Origin of the sequence: Streptomyces sp. NPDC096324 (assembly GCF_044763015.1) — a bacterium.
Taxonomy (GTDB): Bacteria; Actinomycetota; Actinomycetes; order Streptomycetales; family Streptomycetaceae; genus Streptomyces.
On sequence record NZ_JBIWFK010000004.1, the window covers coordinates 519,932 to 537,846 of the forward strand.

General features: G+C 72.2%; 12 protein-coding genes. 7 read left to right on the top strand and 5 right to left on the bottom strand.

Translation table 11 applies throughout. The features are described 5' to 3' along the window. The first annotated feature begins 27 nt into the window (after positions 1-27). Positions 28-729 (top strand): hypothetical protein, encoded by a 702-nt coding sequence (locus ACIQ7M_RS13065; RefSeq protein WP_355765457.1) that lies wholly within the window; start codon positions 28-30, stop codon positions 727-729. Here ACIQ7M_RS13065 and ACIQ7M_RS13070 read toward each other — a convergent pair. Further along, positions 666-1,433 (bottom strand): hypothetical protein, encoded by a 768-nt coding sequence (locus ACIQ7M_RS13070; protein WP_389850112.1) that lies wholly within the window; start codon positions 1,431-1,433, stop codon positions 666-668. The two genes, ACIQ7M_RS13065 and ACIQ7M_RS13070, sit on opposite strands and share 64 nt — an antisense overlap. 60 nt (positions 1,434-1,493) lie before the next feature. Here ACIQ7M_RS13070 and ACIQ7M_RS13075 point away from each other — a divergent pair, with 60 nt between their 5' ends. Continuing rightward, positions 1,494-2,288 carry an adenosylcobinamide-GDP ribazoletransferase gene (locus ACIQ7M_RS13075; RefSeq protein WP_403643090.1) on the top strand — a complete coding sequence of 265 codons (795 nt, stop codon included), beginning with the start codon at positions 1,494-1,496 and terminating at the stop codon, positions 2,286-2,288. A 9-nt stretch (positions 2,289-2,297) separates the two neighbouring features. Here ACIQ7M_RS13075 and ACIQ7M_RS13080 read toward each other — a convergent pair whose 3' ends face one another. From ACIQ7M_RS13080 to ACIQ7M_RS13095, 4 genes are all read right to left on the bottom strand, one after another. Continuing rightward, a complete protein-coding gene (locus ACIQ7M_RS13080) occupies positions 2,298-2,945 on the bottom strand; it encodes a spherulation-specific family 4 protein (RefSeq protein WP_403643092.1) in 648 nt (215 codons plus the stop codon). Continuing rightward, the gene (locus ACIQ7M_RS13085; protein WP_403643095.1) at positions 2,942-4,573 is read right to left on the bottom strand and encodes a hypothetical protein; all 1,632 of its coding nucleotides are present in this window, start codon (positions 4,571-4,573) and stop codon (positions 2,942-2,944) included. The genes ACIQ7M_RS13080 and ACIQ7M_RS13085 overlap by 4 nt, the downstream gene beginning before the upstream one ends. Continuing rightward, positions 4,570-6,093, bottom strand: a complete 1,524-nt coding sequence (gene pelF, locus ACIQ7M_RS13090; RefSeq protein WP_355765472.1) for a GT4 family glycosyltransferase PelF — start codon at positions 6,091-6,093, stop codon at positions 4,570-4,572. The genes ACIQ7M_RS13085 and pelF overlap by 4 nt, the downstream gene beginning before the upstream one ends. Positions 6,094-6,215: 122 nt before the next feature. Beyond that, positions 6,216-8,246, bottom strand: a complete 2,031-nt coding sequence (locus ACIQ7M_RS13095; protein WP_403643098.1) for a hypothetical protein — start codon at positions 8,244-8,246, stop codon at positions 6,216-6,218. A 345-nt stretch (positions 8,247-8,591) separates the two neighbouring features. Here ACIQ7M_RS13095 and ACIQ7M_RS13100 point away from each other — a divergent pair, with 345 nt between their 5' ends. The 5 genes from ACIQ7M_RS13100 to aceE all read left to right on the top strand — a co-directional run bounded on the left by ACIQ7M_RS13100 (position 8,592) and on the right by aceE (position 17,813). Next, positions 8,592-10,118 (top strand): leucyl aminopeptidase, encoded by a 1,527-nt coding sequence (locus ACIQ7M_RS13100; RefSeq protein WP_355765477.1) that lies wholly within the window; start codon positions 8,592-8,594, stop codon positions 10,116-10,118. Between the two features lie 316 nt (positions 10,119-10,434). Beyond that, positions 10,435-11,823, top strand: coding sequence for a dihydrolipoyl dehydrogenase (gene lpdA, locus ACIQ7M_RS13105; protein WP_403643102.1), 1,389 nt, complete (start codon positions 10,435-10,437; stop codon positions 11,821-11,823). 146 nt (positions 11,824-11,969) lie between these two features. Next, positions 11,970-13,766: a 2-oxoglutarate dehydrogenase, E2 component, dihydrolipoamide succinyltransferase gene (gene sucB, locus ACIQ7M_RS13110; RefSeq protein WP_403643105.1), complete on the top strand. Its 1,797-nt coding sequence runs from the start codon at positions 11,970-11,972 to the stop codon at positions 13,764-13,766. Positions 13,767-14,085: 319 nt separating this feature from the next. Beyond that, the gene (locus ACIQ7M_RS13115; protein ID WP_355765485.1) at positions 14,086-14,709 is read left to right on the top strand and encodes a GntR family transcriptional regulator; all 624 of its coding nucleotides are present in this window, start codon (positions 14,086-14,088) and stop codon (positions 14,707-14,709) included. A gap of 404 nt (positions 14,710-15,113) precedes the next feature. After that, a complete protein-coding gene (gene aceE, locus ACIQ7M_RS13120) occupies positions 15,114-17,813 on the top strand; it encodes a pyruvate dehydrogenase (acetyl-transferring), homodimeric type (protein WP_386988379.1) in 2,700 nt (899 codons plus the stop codon). Positions 17,814-17,915 lie beyond the last annotated feature (102 nt).

Genomic DNA, 17,915 nt, shown 5'->3' on the forward strand with positions numbered 1-17,915 from the left:
CGCGAGGAGAGCCGTGGGGACGACCGGATGAGGGCACTCGCCCGCTGGGCCCGCGCCGAGTGGGGTCCGCTGTACGCGACCGTGCGCCGGGCCCTGCGGGCGAGGGGGTGGCGGGCGGTCCCGATGACCCTCGGCGCGGTGTGTCTGACGGCCGCCCTCCAGTTCGTCCAGAACCGGTCCTGGGGCTACCGGCTGGTGCAGAACACGGGTGCCGTCCGGGCCGAGGACCCGCTGTGGCTCGCCCTGGTCCGCACCCCGCTGTCCCTGTTCGTGCCGGCGCTGGACCTGCCCGTGTGGGGCGCGCTCGCGCAGATCCTGATCGTCTTCGGGATCGCCGAGATCTGTCTGGGCTGGTGGCGCACCCTCGTCGTGGCGTACGTCGCCACGCTGGCCGGGACGCTGTACGCCCGGGTCGGCATCGCGCTCGGGCCGCACGCCCCCCTGGGGCTGCCCGGGGCGGACGCGCTGGTCGTCGACACCGGTCCGTCGGCGGCGGTGGTGGGCCTCGCGGTGTTCCTGGGCTGGCGCTACCGGGCGTACGCGACGGCGGCGATCGTGATCGGGGCGATGGTGGCCGAGGTGATCGTCAAGGACAACCTCGCGGGCAAGGAGCACCTGGCGGCGATCGCCGCGGTGCTGGTGGTGTGCGCTCTGTCCGCCGCGCGTCACCGCCGTTCGGACAGGGAGCGGGCGGGAGCGGGGTCGGGTTTGCCGCCGATCCACTCCTGAAGCCTCCGGGCGGGGCCCGACCAGCGGCGGTCGTGCCGGTACGCGCGCAGCCTGGACTTGGCGCGGGCGCGCGGCCGGTTCCGGTAGAAGCGTTTCGCCCAGGGCGAGGCGGGCTTGGCCAGTCTGATGGCGCCGATGAAGGCGATGAAGGGCACGATCACTCCGAAGATCGCCATGCGGGCCTTGCCCTTGCTCAGGGTGAGCAGCACGAAGAGGAAGTTCAGGACGATGGTCACGATCGCGCTCGCGCGGTCCTGCGCCTCCTGGTCGCTGACGTCGTTGACGCCGAGCGGCGAGAAGCCGCTGAGCATCAGGCCGAGAAGGGCCGCCGTGACCACCACGACCTCCACGCTCTTGCGCCCGTCCTCGGTCCAGTAGACGTCGTCGAGGTGCAGGATCAGCGCGAACTCGTCGAGCACGAGGCCCGTCCCGACGCCGAACACCACGGCGCTCACACAGGGCCAGAAGCCGTAGCGGCTGCCGGCGACCGCGCCGAAGCCGCCGATCACCGTGAGCACGACTCCGGGGACCACGTGGTGGATGTGCAGATCACCGGCCTTGACGTTGCCGAAGGGTCCTCTGCCGGCGCGGATCATGCGCACGACGACGCGGGTGACCACGAAGGTCACGACGAACGAGGCCAGCGCCAGGAACAGGGGGAGCTTCCCGGGCTCGACGATGTTCCGATACAACCAATGACCCATATGTGAACTTTATCCAGCACCGCCGTATCCGCCCTCCGGGCGTCCGGGTAGCCTGCGCCGATGTCCAAGACCGCCTCCGGCGCCTCCCTGCCCGACAGTGTCCGCTTCGCCTTCGGCACCCTCACCGCGCTCCCGGTGAAGGTGACCCGCTGGGACCGTGACGCGGCGCGCGGCGGCATGCTGTGCGCCCCCCTGGCCGGTCTGGTGGTGGGGGCGGGCGCGGCGCTGGCCGGTGTGGCCCTGCTGGCCATGGGTGCGGGCCCGCTGCTCGCGGCCGTGGCGACCGCCGCCGTTCCGGCCGCGCTGACCCGGGGTCTGCACCTCGACGGTCTCGCCGACACCGCCGACGGGCTGGGCAGCGGAAAGCCGGCCGAGGACGCGCTGCGGATCATGAAGCAGTCGGACATCGGGCCGTTCGGCGTGATCACCCTCCTGTTCGTCCTGCTCGCCCAGGTGGCCGCACTCGCCCAGGCGTACGAGGTCTCGTGGGGCCGGGGTGTCCTCGCGGCCGTCGTCTCGGCCGCCGCGGCCCGCCTCGCCCTCACACTGGCCGCGCGCGCCGGGGTGCCCGCGGCCCGCCCCGGAGGTCTGGGCGCGGCGGTCGCGGGCACCGTGCCGGTGTGGGGCGCGCTGCTGATCGCGGCGGCCGTGACCGGGGCGGCGGCGGGCGCGGGCGCGCTCGTCGGGACGTACGACATCGTGCGCGCCGCGACGGCGGTGGCGCTGTCCGTCCTGACCGCCGAACTGCTGCTGCGGCACTGCACCAGGCGCTTCGGCGGTGTCACGGGCGATGTGTTCGGCGGTCTCGCGGAGACGGCGGCGACGACCGCGCTCGTGGTGCTCTCGCTGGGCTGATCGCCGCCCTCACGGGGTGGGGGCCAGCCCGTGGGGCAGGGTGCCCCACGGATGGTCTCCGGTGCCGGGGACGGCGCAGGAGAGTCCGGCACCCCGTTCCCGCGCGAGTGCCGCCGTGTCGACGCCGGCGGGCGCCCCGTGGACGAGATGGCACAGGCCCACACCGGTGCCCGTCCACGGCGGCGGGGGCCTCCTCCGGTAGGTGGCCCAGGTGCCCTCGAAGGTGACGAGGACATCGGCGATCCGGGCGTACGAAGGGTGCGGTGCCGTGCCGTGGTTGAGGACGAGGGTGCCGCCGGCCGGTCCCCGGACCTCGGTCGCCAGCCGCCGGTAGTAGCCGAACCCGCGCTCTGTCGCGGCCACCTGGTCCAGGAAGACGCCGTCGGTGGCGAACCAGTCGCGGTGGCGGGCCAGTTCGCCCCGGACGTCCGCGAGCGGCCTGCGCCCGTACGCCGTGTCGACGTACCCGAGGACCCGGACGTCCGCCGCGCGGAGCCGGGCGGCGACCGCCGCGAACCCCGGGTCGTGGCGGTCGCCGGGGCCACTGGCCGGGTTGAGCACCACGCCGTACAGCCGGGGCGCGGCGGCGACGAGCGCGTCCCACTCGGCCGGGCGGACGGCGGGGTGTTCGTAGTACGGGACGAGGAGGTCCTTCACCGGTGGGCCGTCACCTTTCCCAGCCGGGCGCAGACGAGCAGGGTCTGTGCGCCCGCCGCCGCGCCGCAGGCGATCAGGCCCACCCAGTGCGCGTCACCCGTGTGCGTGGCGAGGGCCGCGGTCTGGGCGAGCGCGGCGGCACAGACGACGGCGGCGGTGCCGGTGACGGCGCCGAAGGACTGGAGCAGCAGCCCGGTCCACATGACCACCCCCAGCAGGAGCAGTCCGCCGAGCCTGACCGCGTCCGCGGCGGCGGGCGCGTGCGGCCACAGCGCGGAGACGCCGAGGCCGAGAACGAGCAGCGCGGCAAGGTAGCCGGTCAGGCACCTCAGGAGCGCACCGGCGGTGACCCGCCGGAAACTCCTCGCCGAGGTGCTGGAGCGCAGTCCGGCGAGGCTGCCGCTGCGGAAGCGGAAGAGCAGCCACTCGGCGGGGCCCATGCTGAGGGTCAGCGCGACCGCGGCCGGTGCGGCGGCCGCCGCGCGCGCTCCGGTCAGGACGTCGCCGAGCGCCGCGTACAGCACGAGGACTCCGCTGCCGAGCCCGAAGAGGGCGTACCCGAGGGTTCCGGCGTGCCGACGACGCGGGGCGGACCGGCGGGAGCGCAGCCGCGCGGCGAGGCCGGCGAGGCGGCCCGGAGCCGTCACCCGCTTTCCCGTGACCGGCCGGCCCGCGGAGGCCGGCCGCGGATCACCGGCCCGCGCCGACGGCTCGGCGCCGCCCCGCAGGGTGCCGTACGGCAGCAGCGCGATCAGGCCCGCGCCCCAGCTCCCCTCCCCCAGATCCCTTACCGCCGGCGCCACTTCGAGGAGTCCGAGCAGGGCGACCGCCACGAGGGAACCGAGGAGCAGGGCCACGCGGGCCAGGTCGGGGACCGGGTGGAACACGGTGAGGGCCGCGCCCGCCGTCATGGGAGCCAGGGCGGCGAGCAGCGTGCGTTCCCTGCCCATGACCAGCAGAACGGTGGCCGCGCCGAGGTAGCCGGACTGTCCGGCGGCGAAGGCGACGGCGCCCCGGCCTGCCGATCCCGCCGCCGCGAGGGCCACCAGGGAGCCGAGCAGCACACCGACCGGGGTGCCGACGAGCAGGGCGCGGCGGGCGGCCGCGCGGTCGCCGAGCCCCATCCAGGTGTACGCGCGGTGGGCGAGCCCCTGGTTCCAGGTCCAGCCGCACAGCGCCCCGGCGAGCATCGGGACCGTCCCGGCCGGGAGCCCGAACGCGCCCCTCGGCCCCGCGAGGAGAGGTGCGGCGAGGACGTAGCCGAGGCCGGGGAGGGCGAAGACGACGCCCCGCAGGAGGCAGCCGATCAGACCGGTCACCCAGGGGTCGGGGGCCGGCGCGTCCGGTTCGGGATAGCCCCGGTCGACCCGCTGGAACAACTCCTCGGCGAGGGCGAAGGAGTTGGTGACGCCGTACCGTTCGCGGATCTGGTCGTCCGAGAGGCCCTCGGACTCGAGGTGCGCGGCCACCTCGTCGGGATGGACGGCCGCGGTGACGAACTCCGAGAGTTCGGAGGCGAGTTCGTCGATCGGGTCGGGCCGTCCCCAGCTCGCCGGGCGGCGCTGGCTCGGCACCAGGGGACGGGTGGCCTCGTGCGCTCCGGGCCGGATGCGCAGGGAGCCGCTCACCAGCCGGTCCCGTCCGTGGCGACGGCCTGGTACCAGGGGTCGCGCAGTTCGAGGGTCCAGTCGTCGACGGTCTCCACGGCGGGTTCGTACACCGTGGGCCGTCCGGCCAGTTCCTGGTAGACGGTCCTGAACGCGTCGACGGAACGGCGCAGCGTGAACCGGTCGATGACCCTCTGGCGGGACAGCTCGCCGAGGTCCAGGCGCCGTTCCTCGTCCCGCAGCAGGGCGAGGGCGGCGGCGGCCATCTTCTCCGGTTCGCGCGGCGGGACGACGATGCCGGTGTCGCCCACGGCCTCCCGGACCCCGCCCACGTCCGTGGAGACCGTCGTACGGCCGCAGGACATGGCTTCGATGATCGAGAACGGGAAGCCCTCCGAGATCGAGGACAGCATGACGACGTGGCCGGCCGCGTAGGCGCGCCACACCTCGGTGATGCGGCCCTCGAAGGTCAGCCCGTCGGTGACGCCCAGTTCGGCGGCCAGCTTCTCCAGACGGGTGCGGTACGCCTCCCCGCCGGGCGGTACCGGACCGAACAGCCGCAGCCGGGTCTCGGGCAGTTCGGCGCGCACCATGGCGTACGCGCGCAGGAGGGTCTCCAGGTCCTTGATGGGGTCGACCCGGCCGCACCAGGTGAGGGTGGGCACGGCGGGTTCGGGCCCCGCGTGCGGGAAGGCGTGCGGGTCGACGCCGTTGTAGACCGTACGGATCCGGTCCCCGTCGGCGCCGCCGCGCTCCTCCCAGCGGCGGTTGTACTGGTTGCAGGGGGTGATGAGGTCGGCGGCGCGGTAGCCGAGGGAGTTCAGCTCGCGGTAGAAGCCGAGCATGAACGCCTTGACGGGCCAGCGCTGTTCGGCGCCGCGGTAGCCGAGGTAGCGCTCGCGCAGATAGATGCCGTGCTCGGTGAGCAGGAACGGGACCCCGTCCAGGTGGTGCGCGACGAGGGCGGGCAGCGTGGCGAGGCCGCTGCTGACCGCGTGGGCGACGGAGTCCTCGGGGATCCGGACGCCGAGCGGGCGCAGCGCGTGTTCCAGCAGGTCCGTCGCGGTCAGCGCGTCGTGCACGGTGGGCCGGGCGGCGGCCGTCGGCAGATGCGGCATGGTCCAGATCCACATCAGCGAGCGCAGCGCCGCTTCGCCGCGCAGGGCGGCCGAGAGGCGTCCGTCGCGGGCGAGCGCGGCCAGTTCGAACAGGGCGTCGCCGAAGTCCTCGGCCGAGTCGGGGTCGAGGAAGGAGAGCAGGAAGCGTTCGTAGATCTCGGCGAAGCGGCGCTGGGCGCGGCCCAGCGGCGGGCGCGCCCGGCCGGGGCGCGGCCCCCAGGTCGGGACGCGGGTGTGCCGGTAGACGTTGGGCGGCAGCTCCCAGGTCACGGGTTCGCGGCCGCTGCCGGTGAGCGAGACGATGTGGAAGTCGACCTCCGGCATGCCCTTGACCAACTGGTCGCACCAGGTGCTGACCCCGCCGTGGACATGTGGGTAGGTGCCTTCGGTGAGCATGGTGACATGACGGCCGGTGCGCATCATGCGTGGTTCCCCCCTGGGACTGTTTCTTCCGGAGAGCCCCCCGGCTCCCCGTCGCACGGCTCACGAGCGCACCCCGGCCGGTCGGGCCGGGGTGCGCGTCGCGAGCCGCGTTGCCGCCGTGCTTACGCGGGCAGGTTCAGCTTGACCGCGGACTGGAGAAGCTCCGGCTTGGTCCAGTCGTTGCGCGCTCCCGCGTACGCCGTCCCGAACGGGGTGGTGCCGACCAGGAGTTGCTTGGTCGTCCCCTCGGGCACGGTCACCGGGATCTGCGTCCCGGACGGGGCGGTGACGGTGACCTGGTTGCCGACGCGGTAGGCCGTGACCCTGCCGCTCGCCAGGGCGGTCTGCCAGTCGGTACGGCGCTGCAGTTCGGTGCCGATGGCGCTCTGGCGGGGGTTCTGCAGCGGGGTGTTGTCGGCGTAGATCGCCTTGTAGTCGGCGAGCACCTTGTCCAGGACCGGGTAGAGGATGCGCCCCTCGGCCAGGTTGGACTGGTGGACGTAGTGCGGACGCGGGTCGTTGCCGATGGCGTGTCCGAGCGCGGTGCGCGCCTCGGCCGGGACGATGTAGTCGGCGTAGCCGGTGGCCGTGTTCAGCGGGGCCGACAGGCAGGTCGACGTCGCGTTGTTCTCGCACACGCCGCTGCCGCCGGCGGCCTTCGAGGTGTAGATGTAGTTGTACTCGTCGGCCATCTCCTGGGGTGTGCCGGTGTTGTAGTAGATGTTCATCGGGTAGCGGGGGACGGTCGTCACGCCGTTGCCGACCGAACGCTGCTCGGGCTCGCGGGAGTTGTCGGACCCGGTCCACTTGACGCCGTTGTCGGACATGGCGCGGGCGAGGTTCGGGTTGTCGACGGGCTGCTGGGGCAGCGTCTTGAGGCCCGAGTGCTCGCCGGTCACCAGCTCGGTGCGGTCGGTGGACAGGCCGTGGGAGGCCGCCCAGTTGTTGTTGTCCGAGATCTGCGCGGAGATGTCGGACCGGCTCACGTACTTCGTGGTGCCGTTGGTGTTCTTCGAGCAGGTCCAGGGGACGGTCGTGGTGTCCTGGACGCAGCCGAGGAACAGGTGCGTGTAGGTGTGGTTCATCCAGCGGAACTTGGCCTTGTCGGCGAGCAGCCGGTCCGTGAGGGCGTCGGTGCCGCCGTTCTCGGACTTCCACTCCTCGCCCGCGCCGGCGTTGAAGACCATGTCCAGGGTGAATCCGCGGTCGGCCTCCCACTGGGCGGCGTAGGCGGCGTCGGCCGCGGTCATCCGGATCGGCGTGGTGGTGTCCTCGCCGTCGCTGCCCGCGCAGTCGATGTCGCCGGGGGTGCAGTTGCGCTCGGAGTCCCAGCGGGCGTCGGGCGCGAAGACGTCGTCGACGTGGACGGAGAAGTAGTTCCTGGCCTGCCCGAGGTGGACCCCCTGGGTGAGCCATTCGACGATTCCGCGCGCCAGGACCTTGAACTGCTTCTGGTACTGGTTGTAGGCGAAGGTCACCACGAGTTCGCGGCGCCCGTCGTGCTCGTACTGCCCGAGCATCGAACCGCCGCCGGGCGCGTTCAGGTAGCTGGTGAACCCGGCCCTCGGGTGGGCCGCGTAGCCGTAGGTCTCCTGCACGGCCGGGTCGTTGTCCTCGAAGGCCAGGGGTCCGTCGAGGTAGCGGAACGGGCCGGTCGTGCCCGCCGCCGTGATCTGGGTGGTCTGGCCGTCCAGCACGCCGGACCAGCCGCCGTTCTGGTCGGTGTAGTCGAGACCGACCTCGGGGTGGGCCCACGTGTAGGCGTCGACCTGCGGGATGCCGAACGTCTTCTCGTAGGTCTCCAGGGCGGTCTGTTCGGCCGAACCCGCGCCGAAGGGCGCCTCGTTCGGCAGGACGACGCCCTGGTACTTGGCGCGCGGGGCGCCGTTCACGGTGTCGCTCAGGAACGTCGCGTTGATGGTCGGGCGGTTCGTGTCACCCAGGTTGACCGTGGTGTACGGGACACCCTCGTTCTTCAGCTCCGTGGTGATGGCTCCGACCTGGCCCGCGCCGTTGTCCACGACCAGGACCTTGAGATCGATCCGCGGCGTGGCCGCCGCGGCCGCGCCGGGTGCCCCCATGCCCAGCGCCAGGAGTCCGGCGGCCCCCAGGACGGCAGCCGTCCCTCTCCACCGATGCAGACTCTGTGCCATATGTAGCTTTCTCCCCCTCGAGCATCCCCCATGGGTGGAAACCATGGGGGATCTGTGGAAATCGTGCAAAGCAGTGGACGGCGTGCCCACTGAACACGATGAGTGTGTCTCAGGTCACCGGGAGTGAGGGGCGGGAATACGGCACGGCGCCACCTGTGGGTGAACGTCCGTAGAAATGAGCGAAACCCGGCCCCGAGCGTAGGCTCGTCCCGGGTACTGGCCCGGCCCTTCGGGGGCCCCGGCAAGGACCGCCCCCGAGGACGGATCTAGGGTCAGCCGTCGGGCCCGGTCGACCCACCCCTTCTCGGCCACACGAACTTCAATGGAAGCGGAGATCTCACCACCGTGACTGCTCTCACTCTCAGCACCGCCGCAGCGTCCGGTCTGCGGGCCGACGCGATCGTCGTCGGTGTCGCGAAGGGCCCCAAGGGCCCGGTCGTCGCACCGGGCGCCGAGGCCGTTGACAACGCCTACGACGGCGGGCTCGCCGGAATCCTGGAGACCCTCGGCGCCTCCGGCTCCGAGGGCGAGGTGACCAAGCTGCCCGCGCCGTCCGGATTCAAGACCCCCGTCGTGGTGGCCGTCGGCCTGGGAGCGGTCCCCGAGGACGAGGCCGGCTACGACGCGGAGACGCTGCGCCGCGCGGCCGGTGTCGCCGCCCGCGCGCTCGCCGGCGCCAAGAAGGCCGCGTTCGCGCTGCCGGTCTCGGACGCCGCCGACGCCGGTGCCGTCGCCGAGGGCGCCCGCCTGGGCGCGTACGGCTTCGACGCCTACAAGGAGACGGGCCGCAACGAGGCCGCCAAGGGCCGCAAGGGTCCCCTCGGCGAGGCGACCGTCCTCGGCGGCAAGCCCCGTGACGCGGCGTACAAGGCGGCCCTCGCGCGCGCCACCGCCGTGACCGAGGAGCTCAACCGCGCCCGCGACCTCGTCAACACCCCGCCGAACGACCTCAACCCGGAGTCCTTCGCCGCCGTCGCCACCGCGGCCGGCAAGGAGCACGGCATCAAGGTGCAGGTGCTCGACGAGAAGGCCCTGGTCAAGGGCGGCTTCGGCGGCATCCTCGGCGTCGGCGCCGGCTCGGCCGCCGGTCCCCGCCTGGTGAAGCTGTCGTACACGTCCTCGAAGGCCAAGAAGCACCTCGCCTTCGTCGGCAAGGGCATCACCTACGACTCGGGCGGCATCTCGCTGAAGCCCGCCGGGCACAACGAGACGATGAAGTGCGACATGGCCGGCGCCGCCGCGGTCTTCGCCGCCGTGGTCACCGCCGCGCGTCTCGGCCTGGAGGTCAACGTCACCGGCTGGCTCGCGCTCGCCGAGAACATGCCCTCCGGCTCCGCCACTCGTCCGGGTGACGTCCTGCGCATGTACAGCGGCAAGACCGTCGAGGTCCTGAACACCGACGCCGAGGGCCGGCTGGTCCTGGCGGACGCGCTGTGGAAGGCCTCCGAGGAGAAGCCGGACGCGATCGTCGACGTGGCGACGCTGACCGGCGCGATGGTCCTGGCGCTCGGCAACCGCACCTTCGGCGTGATGGCCAACGACGACGCGTTCCGTGCCGCGATCGTCGAGGCCGCCGAGGAGGTCGGCGAGGAGTCCTGGCCGATGCCGCTGCCCGAGCACCTGCGCAAGGGCATGGACTCCCCCACCGCCGACATCGCCAACATGGGCGAGCGCATGGGCGGCGGCCTGGTCGCCGGTCTGTTCCTGCAGGAGTTCGTGGGCGAGGGCATCACCTGGGCGCACCTGGACATCGCGGGCCCCGCGTTCAACGAGGCCGGTCCGTTCGGCTACACCCCCAAGGGCGGCACCGGTTCCGCGGTCCGCACCCTGGTCCGTCTCGCCGAGCTCACGGCGGCCGGCGACCTGGGCTGAGCCCTCGTACGGCACACCGGCCCCGGGCGTCACCGCGCCCGGGGCCGCTCGCATGGCCGAACCGGGGTTTCGCCCACGACGAAATCCGCAGGTTCACCCGGCTCCGCACCCCGTCGACGTGATGGATCAGACGTCCCACACACCGGCCCGGCGTCTCGCTCGCCCTCGACAAGTGCGAAGATGGGTTCTCGGCAGGACAGGGCCCCCACCACAGGGCCGTAGAAAGAGCGGCCGGACACCAGCCGACCGACCGGTCAACCACCCGTAAGGGACAAAGGTGCCCGGCGTAACGGCGCACATGCATGGAGGACGTGACGTGGCGAACGACGCCAGCACCGTTTTCGACCTAGTGATCCTCGGCGGCGGTAGCGGCGGTTACGCCGCGGCGCTGCGCGGAGCGCAGTTGGGCCTGGACGTCGCCCTGATCGAGAAGGACAAGGTCGGCGGTACCTGCCTGCACCGTGGGTGCATCCCCACGAAGGCCCTGCTGCACGCGGGCGAGATCGCCGACCAGGCCCGCGAGAGCGCGCAGTTCGGCGTCAAGGCCACCTTCGAGGGCATCGACGTACCCGCCGTCCACAAGTACAAGGACGGGGTCATCTCGGGCCTGTACAAGGGTCTGCAGGGTCTCATCGCGTCCCGCAAGGTGACGTACATCGAGGGTGAGGGCCGTCTGTCCTCCCCGACCTCCGTCGACGTGAACGGCCAGCGGATCCAGGGCCGCCACGTGCTCCTCGCGACCGGCTCCGTGCCGAAGTCGCTGCCGGGCCTGGAGATCGACGGCAACCGCATCATCTCCTCGGACCACGCGCTCGTCCTGGACCGCGTGCCGCAGTCCGCGATCATCCTGGGCGGGGGCGTCATCGGCGTCGAGTTCGCCTCGGCGTGGAAGTCCTTCGGTGCCGAGGTGACGGTCATCGAGGGCCTCAAGCACCTCGTCCCGGTCGAGGACGAGAACTCCTCCAAGCTTCTTGAGCGCGCGTTCCGCAAGCGCGGCATCAAGTTCAACCTGGGCACCTTCTTCTCGAAGGCCGAGTACACCGAGAACGGTGTCAAGGTCACCCTCGCCGACGGCAAGGAGTTCGAGGCCGAGGTCCTGCTCGTCGCCGTCGGCCGCGGCCCGGTCTCGGCCGGTCTCGGCTACGAGGAGCAGGGCGTCGCCATGGACCGCGGCTACGTCCTGGTCGACGAGTACATGCGGACGAACGTCCCCACCGTCTCCGCCGTCGGCGACCTCGTCCCGACGCTCCAGCTCGCGCACGTCGGCTTCGCCGAGGGCATGCTGGTCGCGGAGCGGCTGGCCGGTCTGAAGACCGTCCCGATCGACTACGACGGCGTCCCGCGCGTGACGTACTGCCACCCCGAGGTCGCCTCCGTGGGTATCACCGAGGCCAAGGCCAAGGAGATCTACGGTGCGGACAAGGTCGTCGCCCTGAAGTACAGCCTCGCGGGCAACGGCAAGAGCAAGATCCTCAACACCTCGGGCGAGATCAAGCTCGTCCAGGTGAAGGACGGTGCCGTGGTCGGCGTCCACATGGTCGGCGACCGCATGGGCGAGCAGGTCGGCGAAGCCCAGCTCATCTACAACTGGGAAGCGCTGCCCGCCGAGGTCGCCCAGCTCATCCACGCCCACCCGACGCAGAACGAGGCGCTCGGCGAGGCCCACCTCGCGCTCGCGGGCAAGCCGCTGCACGCGCACGACTGACCGGTCCGGCCGGGGATGTCCCCGGCCGCCCGCCGTCCCAGTCACCGCGTCGAGCAGGGCTCGACGACGACCACAGACTTCCGCACTTCCCCGAGCCCTCGATCCCGGTCGGGCAGGGGAGACCCCAATAAGGAGCAACAGAAACCATGCCGGTTTCCGTAACCCTTCCGGCACTCGGTGAGAGCGTCACCGAGGGCACTGTCACCCGCTGGCTGAAGGCCGAGGGCGAGCGCGTCGAGGCCGACGAGCCGCTGCTGGAGGTGTCGACGGACAAGGTCGACACCGAGATCCCCTCCCCCGCCGCCGGCATCCTCGCGTCCATCAAGGTCGCCGAGGACGAGACCGTCGAGGTCGGCGCCGAGCTCGCCGTCATCGACGACGGCACGGGCGCGCCCGCCGCCGCCCCGGCTCCCGCCGCCGAGGCCCCGGCCCCGGCCGCCGCTCCGGCCGCCCCCGCCCCGGTCGCCGAGGCCCCCGCGGCCCCGGCCGCCCCCGCCCCCGCTCCGGCCGCCGCTCCCGCCGGTGGCGCCTCCGGCACCGACGTCGTGCTGCCCGCGCTGGGCGAGTCGGTCACCGAGGGCACCGTCACCCGCTGGCTGAAGGCCGTCGGCGAGGAGGTCGCGGAGGACGAGCCGCTGCTCGAGGTCTCCACGGACAAGGTCGACACCGAGATCCCCGCGCCGGTCGCCGGCGTGCTGCTGGAGATCGTGGTCGGCGAGGACGAGACCGCCGAGGTCGGCGCCAAGCTGGCCGTCATCGGCGCTCCGGGCGCCGCTCCTGCCGCCGCGGCTCCGGCCGCCCCGGCCGCTCCCGCCCCGGCTCCCGCCGCCCCCGCCGCCCCCGCTGCTCCGGCCCCGGCCCCGGTTGCTCCGGCCGCCCCGGCCGCCGCCGCCCCGGCTCCGGTCCAGCCGGCCGCTCCGGTCGCGCCCGCCGCTCCCGCTCCGGCCCCCGCGCCGGTGGCCGCGCCCGCCCCCGTCACCCCGGCCCCCGCCGCGACCACCGGTGACGACGGTGCGTACGTGACCCCGCTGGTGCGCAAGCTCGCCGCCGAGAACGGCGTCGACCTGGCCGCCGTCAAGGGCACCGGCGTCGGTGGCCGTATCCGCAAGCAGGACGTCGTCGCCGCCGCCGAGGCCGCGAAGGCCGCCGTCGCGGCGCAGGCTCCGGCCGCTGCCGCCGCCCCGGCCGCCGCCAAGAAGGCGCCGGTCCTCGAGGTCTCCCCGCTGCGCGGCCAGACCGTCAAGATGACCCGCATCCGCAAGGTCATCGGCGACAACATGGTGAAGGCCCTGCGCGAGCAGGCGCAGCTCTCCTCGGTCGTCGAGGTCGACATCACCCGCCTGATGAAGCTCCGCGCGCAGGCGAAGGACTCCTTCGCCGCACGCGAGGGCGTCAAGCTCTCCCCGATGCCGTTCTTCGTGAAGGCGGCGGCCCAGGCGCTGAAGGCCCACCCGGTCATCAACGCCCGGATCAACGAGGCCGAGGGCACGATCACCTACTTCGACGCCGAGAACATCGGTATCGCGGTGGACTCGGAGAAGGGCCTGATGACCCCGGTCATCAAGGGCGCGGGCGACCTCAACATCGCCGGCATCTCGAAGGCCACCGCCGACCTGGCGGGCAAGGTCCGGGCGAACAAGATCACTCCGGACGAGCTGTCCGGCGCGACCTTCACCATCTCCAACACCGGCTCGCGCGGCGCGCTCTTCGACACGATCATCGTGCCGCCGAACCAGGTCGCGATCCTGGGCATCGGCGCCACGGTCAAGCGTCCGGCCGTCATCGAGACGGAGGAAGGCACCGTCATCGGTGTCCGCGACATGACCTACCTGACGCTCTCCTACGACCACCGTCTGGTGGACGGCGCCGACGCCGCCCGCTACCTGACCGCGGTCAAGGCGATCCTGGAGGCGGGCGAGTTCGAGGTCGAGCTCGGCCTGTAACCCGCGCCGCCGGCATACGGCACGCTGACACGGCACCCCCGTCCGGACCTCCGGGCGGGGGTGCCGTGTTTCCGTGGCACCCGGGTTCCCCGGCCGCCGATCTTCCGCCGCGCCCCGGGTTCCGCGATCACATCGACGGCACGAATCCGGACTTCACCCGGTACGAACCCGTACGGCCGGGAACACTCTGACAGCGTGTAAGTCTCGTCTCACCTGCGGGAAAGCGCCGCCATGCGCCCCTCACGGGCACAGCGGCGGCCTTATTGTCTAAAGGTCAAACGCCCACGAGGGTTTCGCCGCCCCTCCCCAAGGAGCTTTCATGACCGCGCCCGTCGTCCACTCGCTGCGCGAACAGATCCGCGAGCACATCGTGGAGGGGATCGTCAGCGGGCGCTGGAAGCCGGGCGAGCGGATCGTGGAGCGGCGGATCGCCACGGAGCTGGAGGTCAGCCAGACCCCGGTCCGCGAGGCGCTGCGCGAGCTGGAGTCGCTGCGGCTGATCGAGTCGGCGCCGAACAAGGGCGTGCGGGTACGCAATCTGACCGCCGCCGACCTGGAGGAGAGCTACCCCGTACGAGCCGGCCTGGAGGCCATCGCGGCGGAGCTGGCGGCCGGAAGGCTGGCGGAGGACTGCTCGGCCCTCGAACCGCATGTGGCGGCCCTGTACGAGGCCGACCGGCTGGCCGACGGGACCGGTCAGGTCCGGCACACCGTGGGCTTCCACCGCGAGCTGGTCCGGGCGGCCGGGAACTCCGTCCTCCTGCACACGTGGGAGGGCCTGGGCATCGAGGTCTTCACGGCCCTGTCCATCCGCTGGCTCGGGACCGTGCAGCAGTCGTACGCGGAGGAGCACGAGGCCCTCGTGGACGCCTTCCGGCGGCGCGATCCGCAGATCGCCGACCTCGTGAAGGCCCACGTCCTCGGCTGCGCCCCGCGTCCCTGAGGCCCTTCTTTGCGCCCCTGAGGCTCCGCCCCGCGTCCCCGAGGGGTGCCCGGACGGCACCGGCACCCGGCGTCGAAGGTACCCGGACCGCACCGGCGGCCGGCTTCAAAGGCGTCCGGACGACACCGGCGCAGGGGAGCACGCCTCCGCTCAACCGTGCTCTCACCTGCGAAAACCGTCGATTTTCGAGGCACCCGGTGCCTGACTCCAAGGCACCCCGTGCCGACTTTCCGATCTGAAGAGGATTTCCCCCGGATTCCTTTGATCGATCATCGATCAGGGGGTTACAGTCCTCGACGGGCTCCCACAAGAGCCCGCCGCCCTGTCCTGCCACAGACCAAGGGCACCCCCCGAAAACCCCTTGCCGATGAGGGAACCCCCCTCCGCATCCGGAAGGCGGCGCAATGACCGACCCCACCGCAATCCAGCCGAGCGAGCTCGACCAGCTCCCGGACCGCGACCCCGAGGAGACCGCCGAATGGCAGGCCTCCCTGGACGCCGTCACCCAGGCGGCCGGGCCGCACCGTGCCGCGTACCTGATGCGCCGCACGCTGGAGCGCGCCGAGGGCAACGGTCTCGCGCTGCCCAAGCTGCTTGAGACCGACTACGTCAACACCATCCCCACCGCCGCCGAGCCCGCCGCGGCCGGCGACGAGGCGATGGAGACCCGGATCACCGCGTGGAACCGCTGGAACGCGGCCGCGATGGTGACCCGGGGCGCGAAGCACGGCGTCGGCGGCCACATCGCCACCTTCGCCTCCGCGGCCTGGCTCTACGAGACCGGCTTCAACCACTTCTTCAAGGGCAAGGAGGGTGACGGGTCCGGCGACCAGCTCTTCATCCAGGGCCACGCCTCTCCCGGCATCTACGCCCGCGCCTTCCTCGACGGCCGGCTGACCGAGCAGCACCTGGACAACTTCCGCCAGGAGTCCGGCGGCAGCGGCCTCCCGTCGTACCCGCACCCGCGCCGGCTGCCCTGGCTGTGGGAGTTCCCGACCGTCTCCATGGGCCTCGGCCCGCTGTCGGCGATCTACCAGGCCCGCTTCAACCGGTATCTGACCAGCCGCGGCATCAAGGACGTCTCGCAGTCCCACGTGTGGGCGTTCCTCGGTGACGGCGAGATGGACGAGCCGGAGTCGACGGCGGCACTCACGCTCGCCTCCCGCGAGGGTCTGGACAACCTGACCTTCGTCATCAACTGCAACCTCCAGCGCCTCGACGGCCCGGTCCGCGCGAACTTCAAGATCGTGCAGGAGCTGGAGGCCCGGTTCCGCGGTTCCGGCTGGAACGTCGTGAAGTCGCTGTGGGGCTCGGCCTGGGACGAGCTGTTCCAGCTCGACACCACGGGCGCGCTCGTACGCCGGCTGCGCGAGGTACCCGACGCGCAGGTGCAGACGTACCAGACCCGTGACGCCGCCTACATCCGCCAGGACTTCTTCGGCTCCGACCCGGCGCTCGTCGAGATGGCGAAGCTGCTGAGCGACGACAAGATCATCGAGTGCTTCCGCTTCTCCCGCGGCGGCCACGAGTCGCGCAAGGTGTACGCGGCCTACCGCGCCGCCGTGTCCCACAAGGGCGCGCCGACGGTGATCCTGGCCCAGACGGTCAAGGGTCACACCCTCGGCGAGGGCTTCGCGTCGAAGAACGCCAACCACCAGATGAAGAAGCTGTCGGTGGACGAGTTCAAGCAGATGCGTGATCTGCTCGAACTGCCCATCTCCGACAGCCAGTTCGTCGACGGTGTGGTGCCCTACGGCCACCCGGGCGCCGACGCCCCCGAGGTCCGCTACCTCCAGGAGCGCCGCGCGGCCCTCGGCGGCCCGGCCCCGGCCCGCCGCACGCACGCCGTGGCCCCGCTTCCGGCCCCCGCCGACAAGACGTTCGCGTCCTTCGACAAGGGCTCCGGCTCGCAGAACCTCGCGACCACGATGGCGTTCGTCCGCCTCGTCAAGGACCTGGTCCGCGACAAGCAGACCGGCCGCCGCTGGGTGCCGATCGTCCCGGACGAGGCCCGCACCTTCGGTATGGAGTCGCTCTTCCCGTCGCTGGGCATCTACTCGCCCAAGGGCCAGACGTACGAGCCGGTCGACCGCGACCAGCTCATGTACTACAAGGAGGCCACGGACGGCCAGATCCTCAACGAGGGGATCACCGAGGCCGGCTCCATGGCGGACTTCATCGCCGCGTCCACCGCGTACTCCACGCACGGCGAGACGATGATCCCCTTCTACATCTTCTACTCGATGTTCGGCTGGCAGCGCACGGCCGACCAGATGTGGCAGCTCGGCGACCAGCTCGGCCGCGGCTTCCTGGTCGGTGCCACGGCGGGCCGTACGACCCTGACCGGTGAGGGCCTCCAGCACGCCGACGGCCACTCCCCGGTCATCGCCGCCACGAACCCGGCGGCCCTGTCCTACGACCCGGCGTTCGCGTACGAGATCGCGGCGATCGTCAAGGACGGTCTCCGCCGGATGTACGGCGAGGCGGCCCCGGGCGAGGACCAGGACGTCTTCTACTACCTGACCGTCTACAACGAGCCGATGCCGCAGCCCGCCAAGCCGGCCGGTGTGGACGAGGGCATCGTCAAGGGCCTGTACCGCTTCAACACCGTGGAGTCGGCGGGCCTGAACGTGGCCGCGGCGAACGCCCCGCGCATCCAGCTCCTCGGCTCCGGCACGGCGATCCACTGGACGCTGGAGGCGCAGAAGCTGCTCGCCGAGGAGTGGGGTGTGGCCGCCGACGTGTGGTCCGCGACCTCCTGGACCGAGCTGCGCCGTGACGCGCTGGAGGCCGACGCGGCCCTGCTGCGCGGCGAGGAGCGGGTGCCGTTCGTCCGCCAGGCGCTCCAGGGCGCCGAGGGCCCGGTGCTCGCGGTCTCCGACTACATGCGCCAGGTCCCGGACCAGATCGCGCAGTGGGTCGAGCAGGACTGGTCCTCGCTCGGTGCCGACGGCTTCGGCCTCTCCGACACCCGTGCGGCGGCCCGCCGCCACTTCGGAGTGGACGCGCAGTCGATCGTCGTCGCCGCGCTGGCGCAGCTCGCCCGCCGCGGCGAGGTCAAGGCGTCGGCCGTGAAGGAGGCCCGGGAGCGCTACGGCCTGTAGGGCCCGGGGCATGACACGGGGAAGGGGTACGGCGGCCGCCGTACCCCTTCCCGGCTTTTCCGGCTTTCCCGGCTGCCGGTGGTGTCCGGTCGACCTCGCCGG